This is a genomic window from Stutzerimonas kunmingensis (assembly GCF_002929225.1).
Taxonomy (GTDB): Bacteria; Pseudomonadota; Gammaproteobacteria; order Pseudomonadales; family Pseudomonadaceae; genus Stutzerimonas.
The window spans coordinates 59,681-81,836 of the sequence record NZ_PISM01000022.1 but is presented as its reverse complement, the minus strand read 5'-3'; the positions used below and the strand labels follow the sequence as shown (position 1 = coordinate 81,836).

Annotated in this window: 22 protein-coding genes; 11 read left to right on the top strand and 11 right to left on the bottom strand. The window is 65.7% G+C overall.

Annotated elements, in window-relative coordinates:
• Positions 1–6 precede the first annotated feature (6 nt).
• The 4 genes from phnL to phnP all read left to right on the top strand — a co-directional run bounded on the left by phnL (position 7) and on the right by phnP (position 3,248).
• Positions 7–711 (top strand): phosphonate C-P lyase system protein PhnL, encoded by a 705-nt coding sequence (phnL, locus tag CW305_RS19665; RefSeq protein WP_104098716.1) that lies wholly within the window; start codon positions 7–9, stop codon positions 709–711.
• Positions 701–1,846, top strand: coding sequence for an alpha-D-ribose 1-methylphosphonate 5-triphosphate diphosphatase (locus CW305_RS19660; RefSeq protein WP_104098715.1), 1,146 nt, complete (start codon positions 701–703; stop codon positions 1,844–1,846). Before phnL ends, CW305_RS19660 begins: the two co-directional genes overlap by 11 nt.
• Positions 1,847–1,944: 98 nt before the next feature.
• The gene (gene phnN, locus CW305_RS19655; RefSeq protein WP_104098714.1) at positions 1,945–2,508 is read left to right on the top strand and encodes a phosphonate metabolism protein/1,5-bisphosphokinase (PRPP-forming) PhnN; all 564 of its coding nucleotides are present in this window, start codon (positions 1,945–1,947) and stop codon (positions 2,506–2,508) included.
• Positions 2,499–3,248 (top strand): phosphonate metabolism protein PhnP, encoded by a 750-nt coding sequence (phnP, locus tag CW305_RS19650; protein WP_104098713.1) that lies wholly within the window; start codon positions 2,499–2,501, stop codon positions 3,246–3,248. Before phnN ends, phnP begins: the two co-directional genes overlap by 10 nt.
• Before the next feature lie 255 nt (positions 3,249–3,503).
• On the opposite strand, the gene CW305_RS19645 is transcribed toward phnP, so the two are convergent.
• Both CW305_RS19645 and CW305_RS19640 read right to left on the bottom strand, forming a co-directional pair.
• Positions 3,504–3,746, bottom strand: a complete 243-nt coding sequence (locus CW305_RS19645; protein ID WP_104098712.1) for a hypothetical protein — start codon at positions 3,744–3,746, stop codon at positions 3,504–3,506.
• Positions 3,747–3,817: 71 nt separating this feature from the next.
• A complete protein-coding gene (locus tag CW305_RS19640; RefSeq protein ID WP_104098711.1) occupies positions 3,818–4,246 on the bottom strand; it encodes a DNA methylase in 429 nt (142 codons plus the stop codon).
• 352 nt (positions 4,247–4,598) lie between these two features.
• On the opposite strand from CW305_RS19640, the gene CW305_RS19635 reads away from it, so the two are divergent.
• From CW305_RS19635 to CW305_RS19625, 3 genes are all read left to right on the top strand, one after another.
• Positions 4,599–5,552, top strand: coding sequence for a TAXI family TRAP transporter solute-binding subunit (locus CW305_RS19635; protein ID WP_104098710.1), 954 nt, complete (start codon positions 4,599–4,601; stop codon positions 5,550–5,552).
• A 137-nt stretch (positions 5,553–5,689) separates the two neighbouring features.
• The gene (locus tag CW305_RS19630) at positions 5,690–7,717 is read left to right on the top strand and encodes a TRAP transporter permease (protein ID WP_104098709.1); all 2,028 of its coding nucleotides are present in this window, start codon (positions 5,690–5,692) and stop codon (positions 7,715–7,717) included.
• Positions 7,714–8,121, top strand: coding sequence for a DUF1850 domain-containing protein (locus CW305_RS19625; protein ID WP_014818563.1), 408 nt, complete (start codon positions 7,714–7,716; stop codon positions 8,119–8,121). Before CW305_RS19630 ends, CW305_RS19625 begins: the two co-directional genes overlap by 4 nt.
• 948 nt (positions 8,122–9,069) lie before the next feature.
• Here the strand turns inward: CW305_RS19625 and CW305_RS19620 are convergent.
• The 3 genes from CW305_RS19620 to CW305_RS19610 all read right to left on the bottom strand — a co-directional run bounded on the left by CW305_RS19620 (position 9,070) and on the right by CW305_RS19610 (position 12,245).
• Positions 9,070–9,789: a ferritin-like domain-containing protein gene (locus tag CW305_RS19620; protein ID WP_104098708.1), complete on the bottom strand. Its 720-nt coding sequence runs from the start codon at positions 9,787–9,789 to the stop codon at positions 9,070–9,072.
• A gap of 10 nt (positions 9,790–9,799) precedes the next feature.
• Complete coding sequence (locus CW305_RS19615) at positions 9,800–10,969, bottom strand: hypothetical protein (RefSeq protein ID WP_104098707.1); 1,170 nt, start codon at positions 10,967–10,969, stop codon at positions 9,800–9,802.
• A 217-nt stretch (positions 10,970–11,186) separates the two neighbouring features.
• Positions 11,187–12,245, bottom strand: coding sequence for an aminopeptidase (locus CW305_RS19610; protein ID WP_104098706.1), 1,059 nt, complete (start codon positions 12,243–12,245; stop codon positions 11,187–11,189).
• 145 nt (positions 12,246–12,390) lie between these two features.
• Between CW305_RS19610 and CW305_RS19605 the strand changes: the two genes are divergently transcribed.
• From CW305_RS19605 to CW305_RS19590, 4 genes are all read left to right on the top strand, one after another.
• Positions 12,391–12,816, top strand: a complete 426-nt coding sequence (locus tag CW305_RS19605; protein ID WP_104098705.1) for a PA0061/PA0062 family lipoprotein — start codon at positions 12,391–12,393, stop codon at positions 12,814–12,816.
• A 93-nt stretch (positions 12,817–12,909) separates the two neighbouring features.
• Positions 12,910–13,326: a PA0061/PA0062 family lipoprotein gene (locus tag CW305_RS19600; protein ID WP_104098704.1), complete on the top strand. Its 417-nt coding sequence runs from the start codon at positions 12,910–12,912 to the stop codon at positions 13,324–13,326.
• 40 nt (positions 13,327–13,366) lie between these two features.
• Complete coding sequence (locus tag CW305_RS19595) at positions 13,367–14,365, top strand: LLM class flavin-dependent oxidoreductase (RefSeq protein WP_041013852.1); 999 nt, start codon at positions 13,367–13,369, stop codon at positions 14,363–14,365.
• A 125-nt stretch (positions 14,366–14,490) separates the two neighbouring features.
• A complete protein-coding gene (locus CW305_RS19590) occupies positions 14,491–15,843 on the top strand; it encodes a cation:proton antiporter (RefSeq protein ID WP_104098703.1) in 1,353 nt (450 codons plus the stop codon).
• 20 nt (positions 15,844–15,863) lie between these two features.
• Here the strand turns inward: CW305_RS19590 and CW305_RS19585 are convergent, their stop codons facing one another.
• The 6 genes from CW305_RS19585 to CW305_RS19560 form a co-directional block, all read right to left on the bottom strand.
• Positions 15,864–16,079: a dodecin gene (locus CW305_RS19585; protein ID WP_014818555.1), complete on the bottom strand. Its 216-nt coding sequence runs from the start codon at positions 16,077–16,079 to the stop codon at positions 15,864–15,866.
• A gap of 170 nt (positions 16,080–16,249) precedes the next feature.
• Positions 16,250–16,465 (bottom strand): KTSC domain-containing protein, encoded by a 216-nt coding sequence (locus CW305_RS19580; RefSeq protein WP_041013851.1) that lies wholly within the window; start codon positions 16,463–16,465, stop codon positions 16,250–16,252.
• Positions 16,462–18,267, bottom strand: a complete 1,806-nt coding sequence (locus CW305_RS19575; RefSeq protein WP_104098702.1) for an ABC transporter ATP-binding protein — start codon at positions 18,265–18,267, stop codon at positions 16,462–16,464. Before CW305_RS19575 ends, CW305_RS19580 begins: the two co-directional genes overlap by 4 nt.
• Complete coding sequence (locus tag CW305_RS19570; RefSeq protein WP_104098701.1) at positions 18,264–19,418, bottom strand: glycoside hydrolase family 1 protein; 1,155 nt, start codon at positions 19,416–19,418, stop codon at positions 18,264–18,266. The genes CW305_RS19575 and CW305_RS19570 overlap by 4 nt, the downstream gene beginning before the upstream one ends.
• Positions 19,419–19,507: 89 nt before the next feature.
• Positions 19,508–20,734, bottom strand: a complete 1,227-nt coding sequence (glf, locus tag CW305_RS19565) for a UDP-galactopyranose mutase (protein ID WP_104098700.1) — start codon at positions 20,732–20,734, stop codon at positions 19,508–19,510.
• Positions 20,722–21,906, bottom strand: a complete 1,185-nt coding sequence (locus CW305_RS19560) for a glycosyltransferase family 1 protein (protein ID WP_104098699.1) — start codon at positions 21,904–21,906, stop codon at positions 20,722–20,724. The genes glf and CW305_RS19560 overlap by 13 nt, the downstream gene beginning before the upstream one ends.
• Positions 21,907–22,156 lie beyond the last annotated feature (250 nt).

Sequence of the window (22,156 nt, the reverse complement as noted above, 5' to 3'; positions counted from 1 at the left end):
TCCGTCATGACGAACCTGATCGAGGTCCGCGACCTCGCCAAGACCTTCACCCTGCACCAGCAGCACGGCGTCAGCCTGCAGGTGCTGCGCGGGCTGAACTTCACCGTCGCCGCCGGCGAGTGCCTGGTGCTGCACGGCCAGTCCGGTGCCGGCAAGTCGACGCTGCTGCGCACGCTGTACGGCAACTACCTGCCGGCCAGCGGCAGCATCCGTATCCGCCATGCCGGTGACTGGCTGGAGCTGGTCGGTGCCGAGCCGCGCCAGGTCCTCGCCGTGCGCCGGCAGACGCTGGGCTATGTCAGCCAGTTCCTGCGGGTGATCCCGCGAGTGCCGGCGCTCGAGGTGGTGATGGAACCGGCGCTGGCGCGTGGCTGGAGCCGTGCCGACGCCGAGGCGCGGGCCAAGGCGCTGCTGACCCGGCTGAACATTCCCGAACGGCTCTGGCAGCTGGCCCCCGGCACCTTTTCCGGCGGCGAGCAGCAGCGGGTCAACCTGGCGCGCGGCTTCATGGTGAGCTGGCCGGTGATGCTGCTCGACGAGCCCACCGCCTCGCTGGACGAAGCCAACGCCCGCGTGGTGCTGGAACTGATCGACGAGGCCAAGGCCGCCGGCAGCGCGCTGATCGGCATCTTCCACGACCGCGCGATCCGCGAGGCAGTCGCCGACCGTTATCTGGACATGACGCAGGAGGACCTGGCCCATGCCAGCTGAACAGATACTCAGCAACGCCCGACTGGTGCTGGCCGATCAGGTGATCCACGGCAGCCTGCTGATCCGCGACGGCGTCATCGCCGACATCGCCGCAGGCACCAGCAGCCTGACACAGGCGCAGGACCTGGACGGCGCACTGCTGCTGCCGGGGCTGATCGAACTGCACACCGACAACCTGGAAAAGCACATGAGTCCGCGCCCGGGCGTTGACTGGCCGTCCGCCTCGGCGGTGCTGACCCATGACGCGCAGATCGTCGCCGCCGGCATCACCACGGTGTTCGATGCGCTGTCGATCGGCGACATCAACCCCAAGGGCAAGCGCATGCAGCAGCTCGGGGTGATGCTCGAGGCCATCGCCGAGGCCGAGGCGGCCGGGCAGACCCGCGCCGAGCACCGCCTGCACCTGCGCTGCGAAGTCAGCCACCCGCAGTGCCTGGCGCTGTTCCGCGAGCTGGTCGAGCAGCCGCTGGTGCAGCTGGTCTCGGTGATGGACCACGCGCCGGGCCAGCGCCAGTTCGCGCGCATGGAGAAGTACCGCGAGTACTACATGGGCAAGTACCACCTGAGCCCGGCGGAGATGGATACCTTTGTCAGCGAGCAGCTGGCCAACTCGGCGCGGCACAGCGACCAGCAGCGCGCCGCCATCGTCGACATCTGCCGCAGCCGCGAGCTGGCGCTGGCCAGCCATGACGATGCGACGCTCGATCACGTCGAGGAATCGGCCGGCTACGGCATGGCCATCGCCGAGTTCCCGACCACCTTCGAGGCCGCCGAGGCCAGCCATGCGCGCGGGCTGAAGGTGCTGATGGGCGCGCCGAACATCGTTCGCGGCGGCTCGCACTCGGGCAACATCGCCGCCGCCGATCTGGCCCAGCGCGGCGTGCTGGACATCCTTTCCAGCGACTATTACCCGGCCAGCCTGCTGCAAGCCGCGCTGGGCCTGGCCGAGCAGGACAACGGCTACGACCTGCCGCGCGCCATCGCCACCATCAGCCTGGCGCCGGCACGCGCGGCCGGGCTGGATGATCGCGGCGAGATCGCCGTCGGGCTGCGCGCCGACCTGGTCCAGGCGCAGGTGCACAAGGGCCAGCCGGTGATCGGCCAGGTCTGGCGCCAGGGCCGGCGGGTGTTCTGATGGCGTATTTCGGCAAAGCTGACAAGGCGCCAGCGGGTAGCGCGGCTGGCTCTATACTGCCTGCCACTGCGCTGGCTTCGATGATCGGGAGTAACCCCATGCAAGGCCGTTTGATCTACCTGACCGGGCCATCCGGCGCCGGCAAGGACAGTCTGCTCGACGCCGCACGCGCCGCGCTCGCCGAGCGCGGCGTGCGCGGCGTGCGCATCGCCCGGCGGGTCATCACCCGCTCCGCCGAGGCCATCGGTGAAGCCGCGCATTCGGTGAGCGCCGAGCAGTTCGAACGCATGGAGGCCGAGCAGGCCTTTGCCCTCAGCTGGCGCGCCAACGGGCTGGCCTATGGCATCCCCGCCGAAATCGACGCCTGGCTGACGGCCGGCGAGGATGTGCTGGTCAATGGTTCGCGTGGTTATCTGCCCGAGGCGCGCAGGCGCTACCCGGATCTGCTGGCGGTGCTGCTGACCGTCGAACAGGACGTGCTGCGCGAGCGCCTGCTGACCCGCGGCCGGGAGACGCCCGAGCAGATCGAGGCGCGCCTGGCGCGCAACGCGCTGTTCAGCGGCGAGCTGGACGACTACATCCGCCTGGACAATTCCGCCTCGCTGGAGCGCAGCGTCGAGCGCCTGCTGCAGCTGCTCGACGAGCACCGCCAATGCGGCTGACCCTGCTCGGCACCGGCGGTGCCGCGCAGGTGCCGGTGTACAACTGCGCCTGTCCGGCCTGCCGTGCCGCGCAGCTCGACCCGAGTCGCCGCCGCCGTGCCTGCTCGGCGCTGGTGGACTGTGGCGGCCAGCGCTGGCTGCTCGACAGCGGCCTGCCGGACCTCTGCGAGCGCTTCGCCCCGGGCAGCTTCAGCGGCATCCTGCAGACCCATTACCACGCCGATCATGCCCAGGGCCTGCTGCAACTGCGCTGGGGCACCGGGCTGCACATTCCGGTGCTCGGCCCGGACGACACAGAGGGCCTCGCCGACCTCTACAAACACCCCGGCATCCTCGATTTCAGCGAACCATTCGCCGCCTTCGAACAACGCATGCTCGGCACGCTGCGCGTCACCGCGCTGCCCCTGGTGCACTCGAAACCCACCTTCGGTTACCTGCTGGAAGGTCACAGCCGCTGCATCGCCTACCTCACCGACACCGGCGGCCTGCCGGACAGCACGCGCGAACTGCTGCAGGACACCGCGCTGGACGTGCTGGTGCTGGACTGCTCGACACCACCGCGCGATACGCCACCGCGTAACCACAACGACCTGACCCGCGCATTGCAGAGCATCGAGGAGCTGCAACCGACGCAGGCCGTGCTGACCCATATCGGCCACGAGCTGGATGCCTGGTTCATGCAGGCGTCACGGGAACTGCCGGACAACGTATGCCTGGCATACGACGGGATGACGCTCTAGCGCTTAGGAGAGAAACCGAGCTTGCGGCTCCCATCGTCCAGCAGCGGACGAAACACCGAGCCGCCTGCTCGCAACACCTGGAAAACGCTGCGCGGTCTTCCACCCTACCGATGGCGATGGCGATGGCGATGGCGATGGGATCGTAGGGTGGATAACGCGAAGCTTATCCACCATGGGTCCGTTGCATGGCGAAACGTCGGGCAGGGCCTCCGACGCGCCATGAAGCATGGAGCGGATTCCGGGCTGACGTCGGCTCTAACGCCCCGGCTGCGGACGGAAATCCGGCACGCTGCCCGGGCGTTCGACCCGCGCGGCCGGCATGCTGCAATTGAGGTCACGGAACGGGCGGCCGTCGAGCTTCTGCCAGCCCTCGCCCGGCGAGGTCTGGCGGCAGATGATGGTGCCGTCGAGCTTGCTCTGCCATTGGTAATAGGGCGCCGGCGCGGCGCTGGCGGCGATGGGCAGGAACAGACTGAGGGCGAGCAGGAAAATGCGCATGGCGGACTTCGGCGGTGCGATGGCGCCACTCTAACCCTTCGGCTGGCCTTGGCAAGCGCCGTCCGGCGCGCTCAGAACCAGACCCGCGCCGCCTCGCGCAGGAAGATCTCCACGGTCTTCGGCCCGACGCCCTCGAACGCCAGCAGCCGCTTCTCCACCCCGTCGCGCGTCACACCCAGTTCACGCAGGCGACCCAGCCTGCCGTCGTACTCGGTCAGCAGCTTGTCGCCGAGCTTCAGCAGGCGCGCGGCAGTGGACTCGTCGTAGCGCACGTAGCGCGCCTGGCCGAGCAGCTGGACCAACCCGCGCGGGCCACAGTCACGCAGCTTGCGCGGCGTGTCGAGCCGGTTGCGCTCCACCAGTACCCGGTACGCCTCGGCGGCGATGTCGCGCTGGATGCGCTTGCCGAACAGAAAGCTGGCGACGAACCACTTGAACAGCTCCGCCTCGCCGCGGGTCACGTCGATGCCCAGATCCTCTGCGCCTATTTCTGCAGTCATACCGCCTCCGCGTTCGCTCACTCATTCGAAGGCCGCGACGGACAGGGGTTCGCACAGCAATGAGCGGTTTTCCGCCCACACCCCGACAACAATAGGCGGATTCTTGCCGATGACCCATCCAAGGATGCCGGCAAAGGCCTATCCAGAGCGTCGCGACGGACTGGCACGGCTTCTGCTAATGGCAATGTGCTCGATGCGATTCCAACGACAAGAAGAGCTACCAGCGATATCCATCCTCCGGACTCTCCGGTGTCATCGCCCCTCTGCTTGTTCGTCTGGCGCGTTCCCGAACGCGGCATCGTCTATCGTCAACATGCTGCGTCAACCAATAAAAACGAAACGGAGATCCACCATGAGACTGACCAAACGCCTGGGCCTGCTCGCTGCCGCTGCGGCCTTCACTGCCAGCACCGCGGCCGTCGCTGCGCCGACCTTCATCAACATCCTCACCGGCGGCACCAGCGGTGTGTACTACCCGATCGGCGTGGCCCTGTCGCAGCAGTACAACAAGATCGATGGCGCCAAGACTTCCGTGCAGGCCACCAAGGCTTCGGTGGAAAACCTCAACCTGCTGCAGGCCGGCCGTGGCGAACTGGCCTTCTCCCTGGGTGACTCGGTTGCCGACGCCTGGAACGGTGTCGAGGACGCCGGCTTCAAGGCTCCGCTCAAGCGCCTGCGCGCCATCGCCGGTACCTACAACAACTACATCCAGATCGTTGCCAGCGAAGAGTCCGGCATCAAGACCCTGGAAGACCTCAAGGGCAAGCGCATCTCCGTCGGCGCGCCGAAGTCCGGCACCGAGCTGAACGCCCGCGCGATCTTCAAGGCCGCCGGCCTGAGCTACGAGGACATGGGCCGCGTCGAGTTCCTGCCCTACGCCGAGTCGGTCGAGCTGATCAAGAACCGCCAGCTGGACGCCACCCTGCAGTCCTCGGGCCTGGGCATGGCCGCCATCCGCGACCTTGCCAGCACCATGCCGGTAACCTTCGTCGAGATTCCGGCCGCCGTGGTCGAGAAGATCGAGAGCGACGCCTACCAGGCCGGCGTGATTCCGGCCGGCACCTACGACGGTCAGGATGCCGACGTTCCGACCGTGGCCATCACCAACATCCTGGTCAGCCACGAGAAGGTCTCCGATGAAGTGGCCTACCAGATGACCAAACTGATGTTCGACAACCTGTCGTCCCTGGGCAACGCCCACTCCGCCGCCAAGGACATCAAGCTGGAAAACGCCACCAAGAACCTGCCGATTCCGCTGCACCCGGGTGCCGAGCGCTTCTACAAGGAAGCCGGGGTTCTCAAGTAACCCAGCGCTGACAGACGGGCGGAGCGGGCCCTGCGGCCTGCTCCAGCCCGCATCCTTGTAGCAGCAGGCTTGCCCGCGTTGCCTCGTTGGCAAGCCTGCTTCTACAGGCCCCACCTTGCAGTGAGAGAGTGATTCCCATGAGCGAAAGCCAAGGGCTGCACGCCAGCCCCAGCGAATGGCCGAGGGCGCTGTTCTACGTCGCCCTGCTGTTCTCCATCTATCAGATCGTCACCGCCGCCTTTCACCCGGTGTCCAGCCAGGTGCTGCGTGCCGGTCACGTCGGTTTCCTGTTGCTGCTGGTGTTCCTCTGCTATCCGGCCCGCGGCAACGGCAAGCCGTTCCAGCCAGTGGCCTGGCTGCTTGGCTTGGCCGGTTTCGCGACCTTTTTCTACCAGTGGTATTTCGAGGCGGACCTGATCCAGCGCTCCGGCGACATGACCACCACCGACATGGTGGTCGGCCTGACGCTGATCGTGCTGGTCTTCGAGGCCGCTCGCCGGGTGATGGGCATCGCCCTGCCGATCATCTGCGGGCTGTTCCTCGCCTACGGCCTGCTCGGCGAATACCTGCCCGGTGATCTCGCCCACCGTGGCTATTACCTGGACCAGATCGTCAACCAGCTGTCGTTCGGCACCGAAGGCCTGTACGGCACGCCGACCTACGTTTCGGCGACCTACATCTTCCTGTTCATCCTGTTCGGCTCGTTCCTCGAGCAGGCGGGGATGATCAAGCTGTTCACCGACTTCGCCATGGGCCTGTTCGGCCACAAGCTCGGCGGCCCGGCCAAGGTGTCGGTGGTGTCCTCGGCATTGATGGGCACCATCACCGGCTCCGGCGTGGCCAACGTGGTCACCACCGGCCAGTTCACCATTCCGCTGATGAAGCGCTTCGGCTATCGCCCGGCCTTCGCCGGTGGCGTCGAGGCCACCTCGTCGATGGGCAGCCAGATCATGCCGCCGGTGATGGGCGCGGTGGCCTTCATCATGGCCGAGACCATCAACGTGCCCTTCGTCGAGATCGCCAAGGCCGCGCTGATTCCGGCCCTGCTGTACTTCGGCTCGGTGTTCTGGATGGTCCATCTGGAAGCCAAGCGCGCCGGCCTCAAGGGCCTGCCGAAGGACGAGTGCCCGAGTGCCTGGGCCGCAGTGAAGGAACGCTGGTACCTGCTGATTCCGCTGCTGGTGCTGGTCTGGCTGCTGTTCTCCGGACGCACACCGATGTTCGCCGGCACCATCGGCCTGGCGCTAACGGCGATCGTCATCCTCGGTTCGGCAATCATCCTCAAGGTGTCGTCGTTCGGCCTGCGCATCGCCTTCTGGATAGCCCTCGGCCTGCTCTGCGCCGGTTTCTTCCAGCTCGGCATCGGGGTGATCTTCGCGGTCATCGCCGCGCTGGTGGTGGTCTGCTGGTTCATCAAGGGCGGCCGCGACACCCTGGTCATCTGCCTGCACGCGCTGGTCGAAGGCGCGCGCCATGCGGTGCCGGTGGGTATCGCCTGCGCCTTGGTCGGGGTGATCATCGGCATCGTTTCGCTGACTGGCGTGGCCTCGACCTTCGCGGGGTACATCCTCGCGGTCGGCGAGAACAACCTGTTCCTTTCGCTCATCCTGACCATGCTGACCTGCCTGGTGCTGGGCATGGGCATCCCGACCATCCCCAACTACATCATCACCAGCTCGATCGCCGCACCCGCGCTGCTCGACCTGGGCGTGCCGCTGATCGTCTCGCACATGTTCGTCTTCTACTTCGGCATCATGGCCGACCTCACCCCGCCGGTGGCGCTGGCCTGCTTCGCCGCCGCGCCGATCGCCAAGGAGAAGGGCCTGAAGATCAGCATGTGGGCCATCCGCATCGCCATCGCCGGTTTCATCGTGCCGTTCATGGCGGTGTACAACCCGGCGCTGATGATGCAGGGCGGGGACTGGGGCGCCACGCTGTACATGCTGTTCAAGGCCGCCTTCGCCATCGGCCTGTGGGGCGCGGTGTTCACCGGCTACCTGCAGCGGCCCATGGCACTGTGGGAGAAGCTGCTGGGCTTCGTCGCCGGTGCGGCGATGATCCTCGCCACGCCGATGAGTGACGAGGTCGGCTTCGCCCTCGGCGCGATCTTCCTCGCTCAGCACATCTGGCGCGCCCGCCGCGCCGAGCGTCTGGCGGCTGCATGATCGGTCTGTGCCTGGGGTTGGCAGGCGTGGTGTGGGCCGAAGTGCCCGCCCCCGCCTTCACCCTGGCGTGGAACCACACGATCGAGAAGATCCGCTGGGAAGAGGATTACCGCGTGACGCCGGACGGGCTGCTGCTCGGCGAAGCGCGGGTCAAGGGTTCTGGTGCCGGGATGGAAATCCCGGATGACGCCGAACTGCGCGACGGGGCCTGGCACTACCAGCGCCAGATGCCTGCGTTGCCACTCCTGCGCCTGGGGCGAACCCCCGAGGCAGGGGATTACCAACTGTGTTTTGACCAGCGTTGCCACGCGATGAGCGAATGGCTAGGCCCGCCACAAGCGGACCAGCCGGCGCTGGAAGTCTGGGGCTGTACCGTGCAAACGGCGAGTGTCGGGGACGATTGACCGGCTCGCCGGTTATCGTCGAAGAGGGGTGTTCGCGCAGGCGGCACCCCTTTTTCTTTCTTTTGGTCATTCGGAATTCAAGGGACTTGGGCGCGTTGGATGAACGTTTTGCTTCATGGCCGTTGGCGAGTTGCCTGAAGACTTGGTTTCGCCCTGCTGGGCGAGTCACTTTTTCCAGACGCGGAAAAAGTAACCAAAAACGCTTTGCCCCTGCATCCGGCCCTGCGCTTCGCTCCGGGTTCGTTCACTACGCCGCCGCTCCGAGGGTCGCCGTACAAGGGCCATCCATGGCCCTTTACGGCTCTCGCCGCATCCCTGCGGCTCGCCCCTCTGCACGACGGCTCCGTTCACCCTCCTGAAGGGGCGTTTGGAGTCGCCTGGTAGGCTGTGCAAGATGAACAGATGGACCGATTTACCCGGCGTTCAGATGTTCACTTATGGCCCAAAGCTCCACGTTCATATGCGCGGGCTCATCCCTCGTACTTGCATCAAGGGCGCTAACATCTCTACGGCATGCTCAGGCAGGAGCGTGGCCACCATCGTCCGCTTTACTGGTTTCCTGTGCACACGCTATCAGGCGATGCCATTCGCCCCTTTCAGGAGGCCGAGTGGAATCGTTGCGGAGGGGAGCAAGCGGCATGGATGCCGCGAGAGGCGTAAAGGGCCATGGATGGCCCTTGTACGCCGGCCCCCGGAGCGACGATGGAACGAGGGAAGTCGAGCGCAGCGAGACCCGGATGGCAGGGGCAAAGCGTTTTTGCTTACTTTTTTCGCGACTGAAAAAAGTGAGTCGCCCAGCAGGGCGAAACCAAGCCGCCAAGCAGCTCGGAAATCGGCCACTAAAAAAAGCCGATAATGCCCCTAACTCCGCATCACCTTTCCCGAGCCCATAAAAAAGACGCACATCCCTTTCAGTGATGTGCGCCAAAGCGTCCCGCTCGCACGCTGTTACTTGGTCTGCATGATCAGATCCCGACGCATCAGCGTCTTGATCTTCACCAGATGGTCGTCTTCCTGAGTCTTGGCATGAACGAAGCTATCGGCGATGTTCGGATGACCGGCCGCCTGCGCCAGTTCGATCAGCAGTTCCCAGGCGGCGTTGTCCGCCAACTCAGCCGTCAGCAGTGCGTTCATGCACTGCGCGACGTTGGTCCGCGGATCGGTCAGCACCTGCATGATGCCCATCGCCATGACCCCGGCGACATCCGCGCTGGGCGTCTGCGCGGTGGGGTCGGCACCGAGTTTTTCCATCGCCGCATGCACCAGCATCATGTGCTCGAACTCTTCGTCGCGGATGTGCTGCAGCACGCCCACCAGGTCGTTGCCCGAGTCCAGGTTGCGCGCCTTGGCGATCATCGCCTCGTACAGGCGCACGCCGTTGCGTTCGAAGGCCAGGCGCTCGCCGAGCTTGTCGATGAACACCTCGGGGCTTTTGCCTTTCATCATGTCGAAGCCGGTCTTGAGCATGCCCTTGGCCGAACCCGGCACCGGCACCGATCCGATTCGGTCGGCCTCGGCCGCACGCTCGGTGCGTTCGACGAGCATGCCGCGCTCATCACCCGGCACGTCGGGGTGAATCTCGTTGACCGCTTCGAGCAGGCGCTTGGTGTCCTTCGGGGACATCTGCACGCCGGTGTAATTGGTACCCACTTTCGCTGCAGTAGCCATGTCAGTCTCCTCAGGAAGCCTTGCGCATCAGTTCACCACCCGGTGCCCACTGGTAACCCGCCGAGACGATGTCCGAGGCGAGCCCTTGCGAGGCGAGATGGTTGCGGTAATCCAGCGACGATTGCGGCTCCTTGGCCTTGTCCACGTAGGCCGGGCCGGCGGTGCGCAGGTTGACCTCGGCGGCCAGCACCTGGCGCACGAAGTCACGCTGGCTCTTGAACTCGACCATCTTCGGCAGCGGGCCGGCGAGGATCTCGGCCGGATCGCGGCCCTCGATCTTCTTGAACCACTCGCAGGCAACGTTGAGGTGGCCCAGCTCGTAGTCGAGGAAACGCTCCCACATCGCCTTGATGCGCGGGTTGCTCTCCTGCTCGGCGCAGCTGGCATACATGTATACCTCCATCGCCTCGTGCACCAACCACTTCTCGATATGGCTCTCGCTGGGGTCCGACAACGAGCCGTACTGGGTCACGTGCTGCTCTTCGACCGAGGCGATCTCGGCGTACAGCTGGCGCGCCAGCGGATCGGCGAACAGCGGGCCGATGTTCTGGTAGTAGTCGTGGGTCTGGTATTCCGCGCCGGTGATCAGCGCCGCGTGGATCTTGGTGATCAGCGCCGCGCTGTTCTTCTCGTAATTGTCGCGGATGTCGTTCTCCGGATGGCGGTGATGCTCGGAAGTCGGCCGGCCCGGAACGAGGTCGGTATAGCCCTGCAGGATGTTGTTGGCGTCCTTGCCCTCGAGGCGATCGAGCATCGCCGCGTAGCGGTACAGGTGGTCGAAGTCTTCCAGCAGGCCGAAGCGATAGGTCTGCGCCTGGTAGGGATCGGGCTCGTTCTGTGCCACTGCGGCGGTCACCTCGATCGCCACCTGTTCGTAGGCGACCGTGGTCTCCAGCGGCGAATGGTCGGCGCCGATCAGCCAGTTGACCATCGTCGCCTGGTGCTGCTCGGTACGCCGGATCTGCGCCAGCGGCAGGCGCAGTTCCTTGTTGAAGCGGGCGATACCGTGGCTCAGGCGCAGGGCGTCGGTCTCCACGCCGTTCATGAGGATGATGCGGACACGGGTAAAGGCATCGTCATCGAGCTTGCTGATCGGCTTGCCGGCCATCTCCTTCCAGGTGAACTTCTGCTTCTCCAGTGGCGTGCCTTTGTTGTCGAAAATTCCGGAAATGGTCTCCATGGAGCCTCCGTTGTTATGCGTGGATATCAGGCATAGGTGGATCGCCGCCGTATGAAATCGGCGACCTAGTAAAGAGGACCGGAGGGTTCGGAAAACGATTCGCACCGTTCAGCGGACAGGCGTATCGCTGCCGATGAACGGCAGTTCGGGGATTTTCGACGCAAGAGGCATAACGGCGCGTAACGCCCACGGCAACAGGCCCTACCGTTTCGCCTGTTCAGTCGGCCAGCTCCAAAAGCCTGGCTTCCCGCTCGTCGGCAGGCAGATCCGTGAGTGCCGCAACCGCCTGGTGAAAGCGCGCCCAGTCCCGCTCGCACCGCTCGAACAACGCGGCAAAGCTCGGCACCCAGCGGTCATACAGGCCGAACGGCAAGAGCGTGGCGTTGTTCAGTGGCTGGGCGAACCAGCGATCGAAGCGCCTATCGCCGTTCCACTGGCTGTCACGCAAGTGTCGATAGCGCTGGCGCAGCGTCGCGAACTCGGCCTGCTTCAGCGCGCGCAACTCGGTTGTCGAGCGACCCGAGGCATACAGCTGGTCGAGGCGCTGGCGGGTATCTAGCAGCAGCTCAACCAGTTGCCGATAGTGCACCCGCGCCTGTTCATCCCGCTGCGGCAGCCCGCGGCTGGCACGCCACTGGCGCAAGCCCTCGCGCTCGACAAAGGTGGCGTAGGACTCGTTGAAGGCGGTGTCGCCGGGCAGATACAGCTGCTGATGGGCCAGTTCGTGGAAGATCAGCGCCGCCAGCTGCTCGTCGTTGCGCCGCAGCATCGAGCTGAGTAGCGGATCGGCGAACCAGCCGAGCGTCGAATAGGCTTCGACACCTGCCACATGGGTATCCAGCCCGCTCAAGCGCAACCGCGCTGCCTCGCCGCGGGCGGCTCCCTGGCGGAAATAACCGCGATAGGCGACGCAACCGGCGATGGGAAAGCAATGCTCCAGCGGTTTGACCGAGAACGCCTCGGTGGCGAACAAGTTCCACACCACATAGGGCCGGTCCAGTTCGGCGTAGAGCCGATAGCTGTCGTTGTCCGGCAGCGCCAGCGCCTGGCTGGCGAAGCGACGCGCCTGGAGTACCTCGCCCAACCGTCGACGCAACGCCGCATCGCGCGATTCATCGGCGAGCAGCGCTTCGATGGGTTCGCGTTGGCGCAGCAGATCAAGCTGGCCAGCGGCGAGCTGGCCGTAATAGCTGCAACCATTCAGACAGACGGCAAGCAACAGGGGAACCCAGCGCAGGCTGCGGCTGTCGATGGAGGCGGCGTTGGGCTTGGGCATCGGGTGTACCACTCAGTGGCCGGGCTGGCGCCGGCGCGCGTAGCGCACCCTACAAAGGCCGTGCTGCCGATTGCAACCTGCGGCAGCCCATGACGTCCTCAATCGAACCCTTGCCGGCCACTGATCACCGGCTGGAGCCTTGTACATGCGCGGTTTCCTTATCGTCACCCTGCTCGCCAGCCTGGCCGGCTGCTCCATGTGGATGCCCAAGCCCGATCCCGAGCAGGCCTGGGTCGAGCTCAACCCGAACGGCGAGACCCAGCTGCAGGCGGTCGCCGTGGACGGCAAGACGCTGGAGGACGATCGCTATTTCCAGGTTCAGCCTGGCAGCCGCAAGCTGGAGATGCGCTACCGCTTCGAGGTCAATGGCGCCAATGTCGGCCCCGGCAGCAACCCGCTGCCGCGCGACTGCAAGCTGACCCTGGAATACGACAAGTTCACCGCCGGCGCGCGCTATCGCCTGGTGGCCGGCGGCTATGGCTTCAGGCCCTGGGCCAAGCTCTACGACCAGCACCAGTACGTGCTGGCGCGCGCCGAGGAAAAGGGCTGCGGCGACCTCGCCGGCCGCTGAGTTCGCGTTGAAATGCGCCGTCATCTGGCGCACCCTCGGCGGCATCGGTGAGGTGCAGCGCGTCTCACCCCGCCATTCGCCGAGGATCCAGCCATGCGTCGCGCACTCCCCCTCGTCCTGCCCGCCCTTCTCGTCCTGGCCGGCTGCGCCGGGCCATTGCCTCAACCCGACCCGAACATGGCCTGGGTCGACATGACCGCGCAGCCCAGCGACATCTTCATGTCCGACCAGCTGGACGGCAAACGCACCCCCGACGGCCGCTATTTCCAGGTCCCACCGGGCGCCCATGAACTCGAAGCGCGCTACGAATTCGAAGTGACAGGGGGCGACTTCGGCCTGTTCGGCGAAACCCACACCATTCGCTGCACCCTGGTGATCCGCTACGACGACTTCCAACCCGGCCAGCGCTACCTGTTCCAGGCCCGCTCGCTGGGTTTCACCCCACAAGGCTGGTTGCGCGACGAACAGCGCAACGTGCTGGTCGAGGCCGAGGCCGAACATTGCCGCTGAGCCCGCTCGCACCCGACCGCCTTACGTCATGAGGTAAACGATGTCCCGCATTGCAAACACCCGCTTTTCCGCTCTCGACCTGGCGCCGATCCGCGACGACGGCACGCCGGCCCAGGCGCTGCACAATGCGCTGGCCCTGGCGCGTCACGTCGAGGGGCTCGGCTTCCAGCGCTTCTGGGTGGCCGAGCACCACAACATGGACGGCATCGCCAGTGCCGCCACCGCGGTATTGCTCGGCTACCTGGCCGCCAATACCACGCGCATCCGTCTCGGTGCCGGCGGGGTGATGCTGCCGAACCACGCGCCACTGGTGATCGCCGAGCAGTTCGGCACCCTGGAAGCGCTCTACCCGGGCCGCATCGACCTCGGGCTCGGTCGCGCCCCCGGTGCCGATCAGTTCACTGCCCATGCGCTGCGCCGCGACCGCATGGGCAGCGCCGACGATTTCCCGCAGGACGTCGAGGAGCTGGAGCTGCTGCTCGGTCCGCGCCAGCCCAATCAGCGCGTCATCGCCATGCCGGGAGTGAACAGCAACATACCGATCTGGCTACTCGGCTCCAGCCTGTTCAGCGCCCAGCTGGCCGCGGCCAAGGGCCTGCCCTACGCCTTCGCCTCGCACTTCGCGCCGCGCTACATGCACCAGGCGATCAAGCTCTATCGCGACAACTTCAAGCCTTCGGCGGTGCTCGACAAGCCCTACGTGATGCTCGGCGTACCGCTGATCGCCGCCGACAGCGACGAGCAGGCCGAGTACCTGGTGACCAGCGTCTACCAGCGCATCCTCTCGCTGATCCGCGGCCAGAGCCTGGTCCTGCGCCCGCCGGTGCAAAGCATGCAGGGCCTGTGGCTGCCGCATGAGCAGCAGGCTGTGGGCGACTTCCTCGGCCTGGCGCTGATCGGCGGCCCGGAGAAGGTTCGTGCGCGTCTCGACGTACTGCTCGAGCAAACCCAGGCCGATGAGCTGATCTTCACCTGCGACCTCTACGAAACCGCCGACCGCCATCGCGCCTTCGAGATCGTCGCCGAGCTGCGCCAGTAGAAAGCCGGCCGCTGCCCTGGCCGGCGGCGGCCTACCTCGGCCCTGTCGGCGAACCCTGCCGCCGGCCACCGTTCCAATGGCACACACCCCTGGGCGCAACACCGCGCCCCGCCATCGGAACACGCATGAATTTTCTCGAATGGATGGCCGTGCTCGGCGTCCTGCTGCTGATCCTCGCCCTCGCCTCGGCCTTCCTGCGCTGGCTGCCAATCACCACGTCCCTGATCTACCTCGGTTTCGGCGTGCTCATCGGCCAGCTCGGCATCGGCCTGTGGGAGATGGAATTCCTGCATATCGCCGGTTGGATGGAACATCTCACCGAAGTCGCCGTGCTGGTGTCGCTGTTCGTCAGCGGCCTCAAATTGCGCATGCCGCTGCGGCATCCGGCGTGGAAGAGCGCCTATGTACTGGCCGGGCCGGTGATGCTCGCCTGCATCGGTGGCGTCACCTTGCTCTGCCACTACGTGTTCGGCCTGAGCTGGGGTGTCGCGGTGCTGATCGGAGCGATTCTGGCGCCCACCGATCCAGTGCTGGCGAGCCTGGTGCAGGTCAACGATGCCCGCGACAGCGACCGCCTGCGCTACGGCCTGTCCGGTGAAGCGGGCTTCAACGATGGCACCGCGTTTCCCTTCGTGGTGTTTGGTCTGATGCTCATCGCCCAGGGCCAGCTGGAGGCCGACTGGGTCGGCGAATGGGCGCTGCACAGGCTGCTGTGGGCGGTGCCGGCGGGGCTGCTGATCGGCTTCCTGCTGGGCAAACTGGTCGGCCGAGTGGCCATCTACCTGCGCGCACGGCATACCGATACCGCCATGTCGCCCAACGACTCGCTGGCCCTGGCGCTGATCGCGCTGGCCTACGTCGGCGCCGAGCTGGCCGGCGCCTGGGGCTTTCTCGCCGTGTTCGCCGCGGGCCTCGGCCTGCGCCACGCGGAAATCGCCGCCGCCGATGATTCGGAGACGCCGTCCGAAGAGCTGATCAACGATGCCGTGCCGCATCTTGCCGAAGGGGGTCTAGCGCCGCGCGCGCTGTCACTGGATGACCGACAGCTCGGACAACCGCGGGTCGCCGCGGGCGTGCTGATGGGCGATGTGCTGGCTTTCGGCGGGCAGCTGGAACGCAGCCTGGAAGTGTTGCTGGTGACCATGCTCGGGGTGCTGGTCTCGGTGCACTGGGACTGGCGTGCAGTGCCGCTCGGCCTGGCGCTGTTCCTGCTGATTCGGCCGCTGAGCGTGATGCTGCTGATGCCGCGGCGCTACCTCGACCGCGGTCAGTGCCTGACAGCGGGCTGGTTCGGCATACGAGGCATCGGCAGCCTGTATTACCTGAGCTACGCGGTGACCCACGGCCTGCTGCCGGACGAAGCGCAGACCATCATCGGCCTGGTGTTATCGGTGGTAGCGCTGAGCATCGTGCTGCACGGGCTCAGCACCCAGCCTTTGCTGCGTCGCTACGAACGCAGCCGCGGCGCCGCCGACTGACCGGCGGCCGCGCGTGGCGATCAGCTGTTCTCGAGGCGGAAGCCGACCTTCATGGTCACCTGGAAGTGCCCGACCTTGCCGTTCTCGACGTGGCCGCGAATCTCGCCAACCTCGAACCACTCGACGTTCTGCAGCTTGCTGCTGGCTTCGGCGATGCCGTTTTGAATCGCTTCGTCGACGCTGTTGCGCGAGGAGCCGACGATTTCAATCTTCTTGTACGTGTGATGATCCGACATTGAACAATCCCCTTCTGGTCTGAAGAGCCTCCGCTCGGTAATGACGCGTCCTGTTGATTGAGGCCCGCAGAGCGCCCCGGAAGTTCAGCGGAACGGTCGATCCGCCGATGGCGGGCGGCGAATCACTCTGGTGGATAACGCGCAGCTTATCCACGCGGTTCCCGGCACGATCACTCCACGCGCCGATAGCGGTAATGCTGCGGCTTGAACACCTGATTGAAATGCCGACCCAGCGAGTCGGCTTCGAGCAAGGCCTGCACCGCTTCGGGCGGGACCTCTTCATAGCGGTACAGCGCGCCGCTGCTGAATTCCACTTCCAGCACTTGCTGCTCCGGGTCGTAGCCAAGCGAGCGCAGGCTGCGCGAGGTCACCGCTGCGCGTTTCATGCGCTGGGATCGGCTTGCTGGGCGAAGCCGTCGGCCTGCATGCGCCACAGCGCATCGAACTCACCGCCGTGGCGGCGCAGCTCCTGCGGCGGGCCATCTTCGACGATGCGGCCGTCACGCAGCACGATGATGCGGTCGAAGCTCGCCAGGGTGGACAAGCGGTGCGCCACCGCGACCACGGTGCGGTTGTGCACCAGCAGGTTGAGTGCCGCCTGGATCTCGCCCTCGGACTGGGTATCCAGCGCCGAGGTCGCCTCGTCGAGGATCAGGATCGGTGTGTCCTTGAGGAATGCGCGGGCGATACCCAGGCGCTGGCGCTGGCCGCCGGAAAGCATCACGCCGCGCTCGCCGACCAGGGTGTCGTAACCCTGCGGCAGTTCGCGGATGAAGCCGTCGCAGAAGGCGCTGCGCGCGGCCGCGACCACCTCCTCGTCGCTGGCGTCCGGGCGCCCGTAGCGGATGTTCTCGCGGATGCTGCGGTTGAACAGTGCGGTTTCCTGCGGCACCACGGCGATCTTCTCGCGCAGGCTGTCCTGGCTGACGCTGCGGATGTCCTGGCCGTCGATGAGAATGCGGCCGTCCTGCACATCGTCGAGGCGCTGGATCAGGTTGATCAGGGTCGACTTGCCGGCCCCGGACGAGCCCACCACACCGACCTTCTGCCCCGCCGGAATGTGCAGGTCCAACCCCTCGAACACGGCGCCGCGATCCGGGTAGCTGAAGCTGATGCGCTCGAAGGTGATGTCGCCTTCGGCGAGCATCAGCTGGTTGTCGGTATCTTCCAGGCCGTGGGGCTGGACGATGATGCGCAGGGTATCGTCGATGGCGCCGGTCTGCTGCGTGGCGTCCACCAGCGCCAGCGCCAGATCCCGTGAGCCATGCAGGATGCGAAAGGTCAGCGCGCTGACCAGCACCACGTCGCCGGCCGTGACCTCGCCACCTACCCACAGCTGGATCGCCCAGATCAGCATGCCGCCGGCCATCACCGACAGGCAGATGTCGTGCATCACCCGCGCCTTTTCCAGGTACATCCAGCTGCGCCGCTGGGCGCGGGCCTCGAAGCCGATCTCGTGGGCCAGGCGTTCGGCCTCGCGATCACGGGCGGAGAAGGCCTTGATGGTCCAGACGTTGGAGACTGCATCCACCAGCTCGCCGCCGACCCGTGCCGATTGCGCGGCGAAGCACTGATGCTTGTAGCGACCACGAATACCGAACCCGGTGATCAGCACGGCGACGATGGCGACGAAGATGATCAGCGCCACGGCCATGCGCACGTCCACCGTGAGCAACACCACCACGGCGCCGAGAAAGTCGACGATCGGCGGCACGATCTTCCAGGCCAGCCCGCCGTAAATGGCGCCAGCCGCCTGGCCAACGGCAGAGATGCGATTGCCCAGCGAGCCGGCGAAATGCTCGGTGAAATAACGCATCGGGTGGCCGGTCAGGTGCTTGAACAGGTCGACGCGGATATCCACCACGCTGGCCACCACGGTGCGGCAGCCGAGCCAGCCACCCAGGCGCCAGAACACGTTCTCGGTGACGATCAGGCCGAGGAACAGCCCCAGCGGCCACCAGACGTTGGCGGCACCGCGATCCGCCGTGCCCTGGGCCATGGCATCGACCAATAACTTCATGCCGTACTGCACCGCCACCGCGCAGCTGGCGGCACCGATGATCAGCGCCAGCAAGCCACCGAAATGCCAGGGCCGGGCGCAGATATAATGCCAGAGAAAGGCCACCGGGCGGCTGGGTAGCGGCAGCTCGTCCGGCTTGGCCTGAGGCACGGCGGCCGCCTGGTTCATGGCGTGGCTTCGGCTAGCTGTAGAGTCGGGCTGGAGTGGCTTAAACGCATCTGCTGCAGCCGCAGTTCGTCGGCCAGCCCTTCATGCACGCAGCGCTTGCCGTTTTCGTCGGGAAAGCCGAACAGCCCGACCGGGCAGTGCCGCTCGTCGGTCCAGCCCGGGTAATCCAGCACCGGATACAGGCAGATGCCCTCCACCGGCACCCCGGCCTGCATCGCCAGACCCGCCTGCTCGCTGACATAGCGCAGCCAGTCGCCGCGCACGTCGCCTTCGGCGCCGGTTTCGGCAATCAGCAACGGCCTCCCATAACGCTGATGGATTTCCCGCAGGATGCCCTTGAATGGTCGGTAGTCCGGGTTGTCGCGCTCGATGGTACGGCCATCACCGTGGTACCACTGGTTGTTCGAGTAGTAGTTGATGCCCAGCACGTCGAGGTACTCCGGCGCGCCGCCAAGCCCCGGCCATTGCTCGCCGCATAGCATGTCCCAGGCCTCGAACTGCGATTGGCGGAAGCGCTCGGCGTCGCGCTGTGGGCCGGGCCGGTCGTTGCCCGCGACCACATGGATGGCCGGATCGACCTGGACGAAGCGCGCCCGTGGCTCGACCGCGCGGATCGCCTGCATCGCGGCGATGGTGGCGCGCACCAGTTGGTGCTTGAGCTCGAAGCCACGGCCGCGGGCCATCGGATTGAAATAGGCCTCGTCGCCACCGGCCCAGGCCCAGAAGGAGATTTCGTTGAGCGGCGCATAGAACGGCACCTCGCCGGTCTCGTCCTTGATCAGCTGCGCGGCCGCCGCGGCATAGCGGGCGAAGCGCTCGACGAACTGCGGCCGCCAGATGTCGATGTCGTCCGGCCAGCCGTAATGGCACAGATCCCAGATCACCTGGGTACCTTGGCGCTGCGCCGCCTGCAGCATGGGTAGGAAGCTCGACCAGTCGTACTGCCCCGGCTGGCGCTCGATCAGGTGCCAGCGCAGACCGTCGCGCACGCTGTGCAGGCCGTGGCGGTGCAGCTCGGCGTAGTCGTGGGCGGCCCAGCGGTCATGGCCGGTCGCGGCAATCAGATCGAGACGTCGACCGTCGCTACGTCGGTGGTTGGAACACTCGAAACCGCCAAGGAAAAAACTCTTGAACAGGGAGGGATGGTGCATCGTCTACCTCATGGATGACTCGGTGGCTGCCCGCGTGGCCGAAGACTCGCCGGCGCGCGGCGAGCCTCAGGCATAGCCGCCGCTGCGCTTCAGCCTAGTTGCTCGGGCACCGCTTGCGGCTGCGTTGCCAGCTCGGCTTCCTCGATGCGCTTGTACAGCGCCAGCGCCTGCCCGACTACCTGATCCATGTTGTAGTACTTGTAAGTGCCGAGGCGGCCGACGAAGGTCACGCCGGGCGTCTGGTCCGCCAGCTGCTGATAGCGCTTGTACAGCTCGGCGTTCTCCGGCCGCGGGATCGGGTAGTAGGGGTCGCCCTCGGCCGAGGGGTACTCGTAGGTGATGCTGGTCTTCGGGTGCACATGCCCGGTGAGGTGCTTGTACTCGCTGATGCGCGTGTAGGGCACATCCTCGCTCGGGTAGTTGACCGTACCGACCGCCTGGAACTGCGCCTGCTCGAGCTGCTTGTGCTCGAATTTCAGCGAGCGGTACGGCAGCTTGCCGAAACGGTAGTCGAAGTACTCGTCGATCGGGCCGCAGAAGATCAGGTGGTCGTACTGCACCTCGTCGCGGATCTCGCGGTAGTCGGTGTTGAGCATGACCTTGATGTTCGGATGCGCCAGCATCTTCTCGAACATCCTGGTGTAGCCGTGCTTTGGCATCTGCTGGAAGCTGTCGGTGAAATAGCGGTCGTCGGTGTTGGTGCGCGTCGGGATGCGCGAAGTGACCGACTTGTCCAGCTGCGAGGGGTCCAGCCCCCACTGCTTGCGGGTGTAGCCGCGGAAAAACTTCTGGTACAGCTCGCGGCCAATGCCGTTGATCACCACGTCTTCGCTGGTCTGGATGTTCTCCACCGGCTCGGCACGGCTGGCGAGGAAATCCGCAGCTTCCTCTTCGGTGGTCATGTTCAGACCGTAGAGCCTGTTCAGCGTGGTCATGTTGATCGGGATCGGTACTTCCTGCCCGTCCACTTGGGCCAGCACGCGATGCTCGTAGGGGCGCCACTCGGTGAACTGCGAGAGGTAATCGACGATGCGCTGGGCGTTGGTGTGGAAGATGTGCGGGCCGTAGCGATGGATCAGCACGCCGGATTCGTCGTGATAGTCGTAAGCGTTGCCGGCGATGTGCGGGCGCCGGTCGACCACCAGCACGCGCTTGTTCAAGCCCCTGGCCAGCCGTTCGGCGAGCACGCTGCCGGCGAAACCGGCGCCAACGATCAGATAGTCGAAGCCGCGCCTGCGCGCCTGCGGCTGGTCGCCAGAGCCGGAGCCTGCGCCGAGACGTTCCGGGTTGCTGTCCTGCGGGCTCATATCGCGCATTGCATCTTCTCCTTCATCAGTGCCCAGGTGTGATCCCAGGACATATCGCCGAGGATCTTATCGGCCTTGGCCAACAGCGCATCGCGGTCTTCGGCATCGGCCAGCGCAGCTTCGGTGGCGGCGACGAACGCCTCGGCACTGTCGGCGATACGCACGATGCCGGTGTCACCGTATGTACACACCACGTCGGTGATCGGCGTGGACACCACCGGGCAACCGCCGGCGAGGTATTCGGGGGTCTTGGTCGGGCTGATGAAGCGGGTCGACTCGTTTAGCGCGAACGGCATGATCGCCACGTCCCAGCCCGACAGGTATTGCGGCAGCTCGTCGTAGGTCTTGCCGCCGAGGTAGTGGATGTTGTCGCGGCGCGGCAGCTCGGCTGGGTCGATCTTGACCACCGGGCCGATCAGCACGATCTGCCATTCCGGCTTCATCCGCGCCACCTGCTCGATCAGCTCGAGATCGAGACGCTCGTCGATCACGCCGTAGAAGCCCAGGCGCGGATGGGGGATTTCCGCCTGGTCGTCCGGGTCATGCTGCGGCCGGCGCGCGGCGGCGAAGTGCTCGACATCCACGCTGCTGGGGAACGGATGCGCATTGTCGTGGCGCTGGCGCTTGGCCTCGTAGAGGCTGTAGCCGCCGGTAAAGACCAGATTGGCGCGACACATCAACTCCACTTCGCGCTCGATCAGCTGCGGTGGTGCACCGCGAAAGGCCGAGAGTTCGTCCATGCAGTCGTAGACGATCAGGTTCGGTGCCAGATGATCGGAGAACGCCAGGCTCATCGGTGTGTAGTACCAGAGCATCAGCTCGCTGACGCCGAGCTTCTCCAGGTAGCCATCGAGCAACTGGCGCTGCACGCGGGTTGCATCCTCCCCCTCGCAACCGGCGGGCAGCCGCGGGATCAGCACCTGCACGCCGTTCTCTTCGGGTCGCACTTCCAGCCAGGGTTCGGCGTCTTCTGTGGGAATGGGTTCTTCGTGGAAGAGCACGTTGTAGTCGCGGGCGAAGCGCGACATCAGGTGCTGCGGGCGCTGGTAGACGAAGCTCCAGCGCAGATGCGAGAGGCACAGCAGCGTCGGGATCTGGTCGTCGAAGACCACTTCGGCCGGCGCCTGCTGCGCGTTGCGGGATTTACCGATGTCGTACTGGAACGGGCCGGCCCAACTCATGTAGCACCTCATTTCGGTAGCCGTGCCCGGGCGTTCCTGCCCACTCACCATGCCACGTCGATGCCAGCGCTGCCCTGCGTAAGGCGTGTCATCGCGCCACGACTACGAGCCGTCAGATGGCCTGCAACCCGCGTCGTCCGCCGGTAGTGGACGGCAATCGGCGGTTCGGGTTCCCGCCAATCATCCGATAGCGCAGCCCGTCGGCCGTCCGGCGGCTGGATGGAACTCGCCAGAAGCTTGCCCCGTCCGT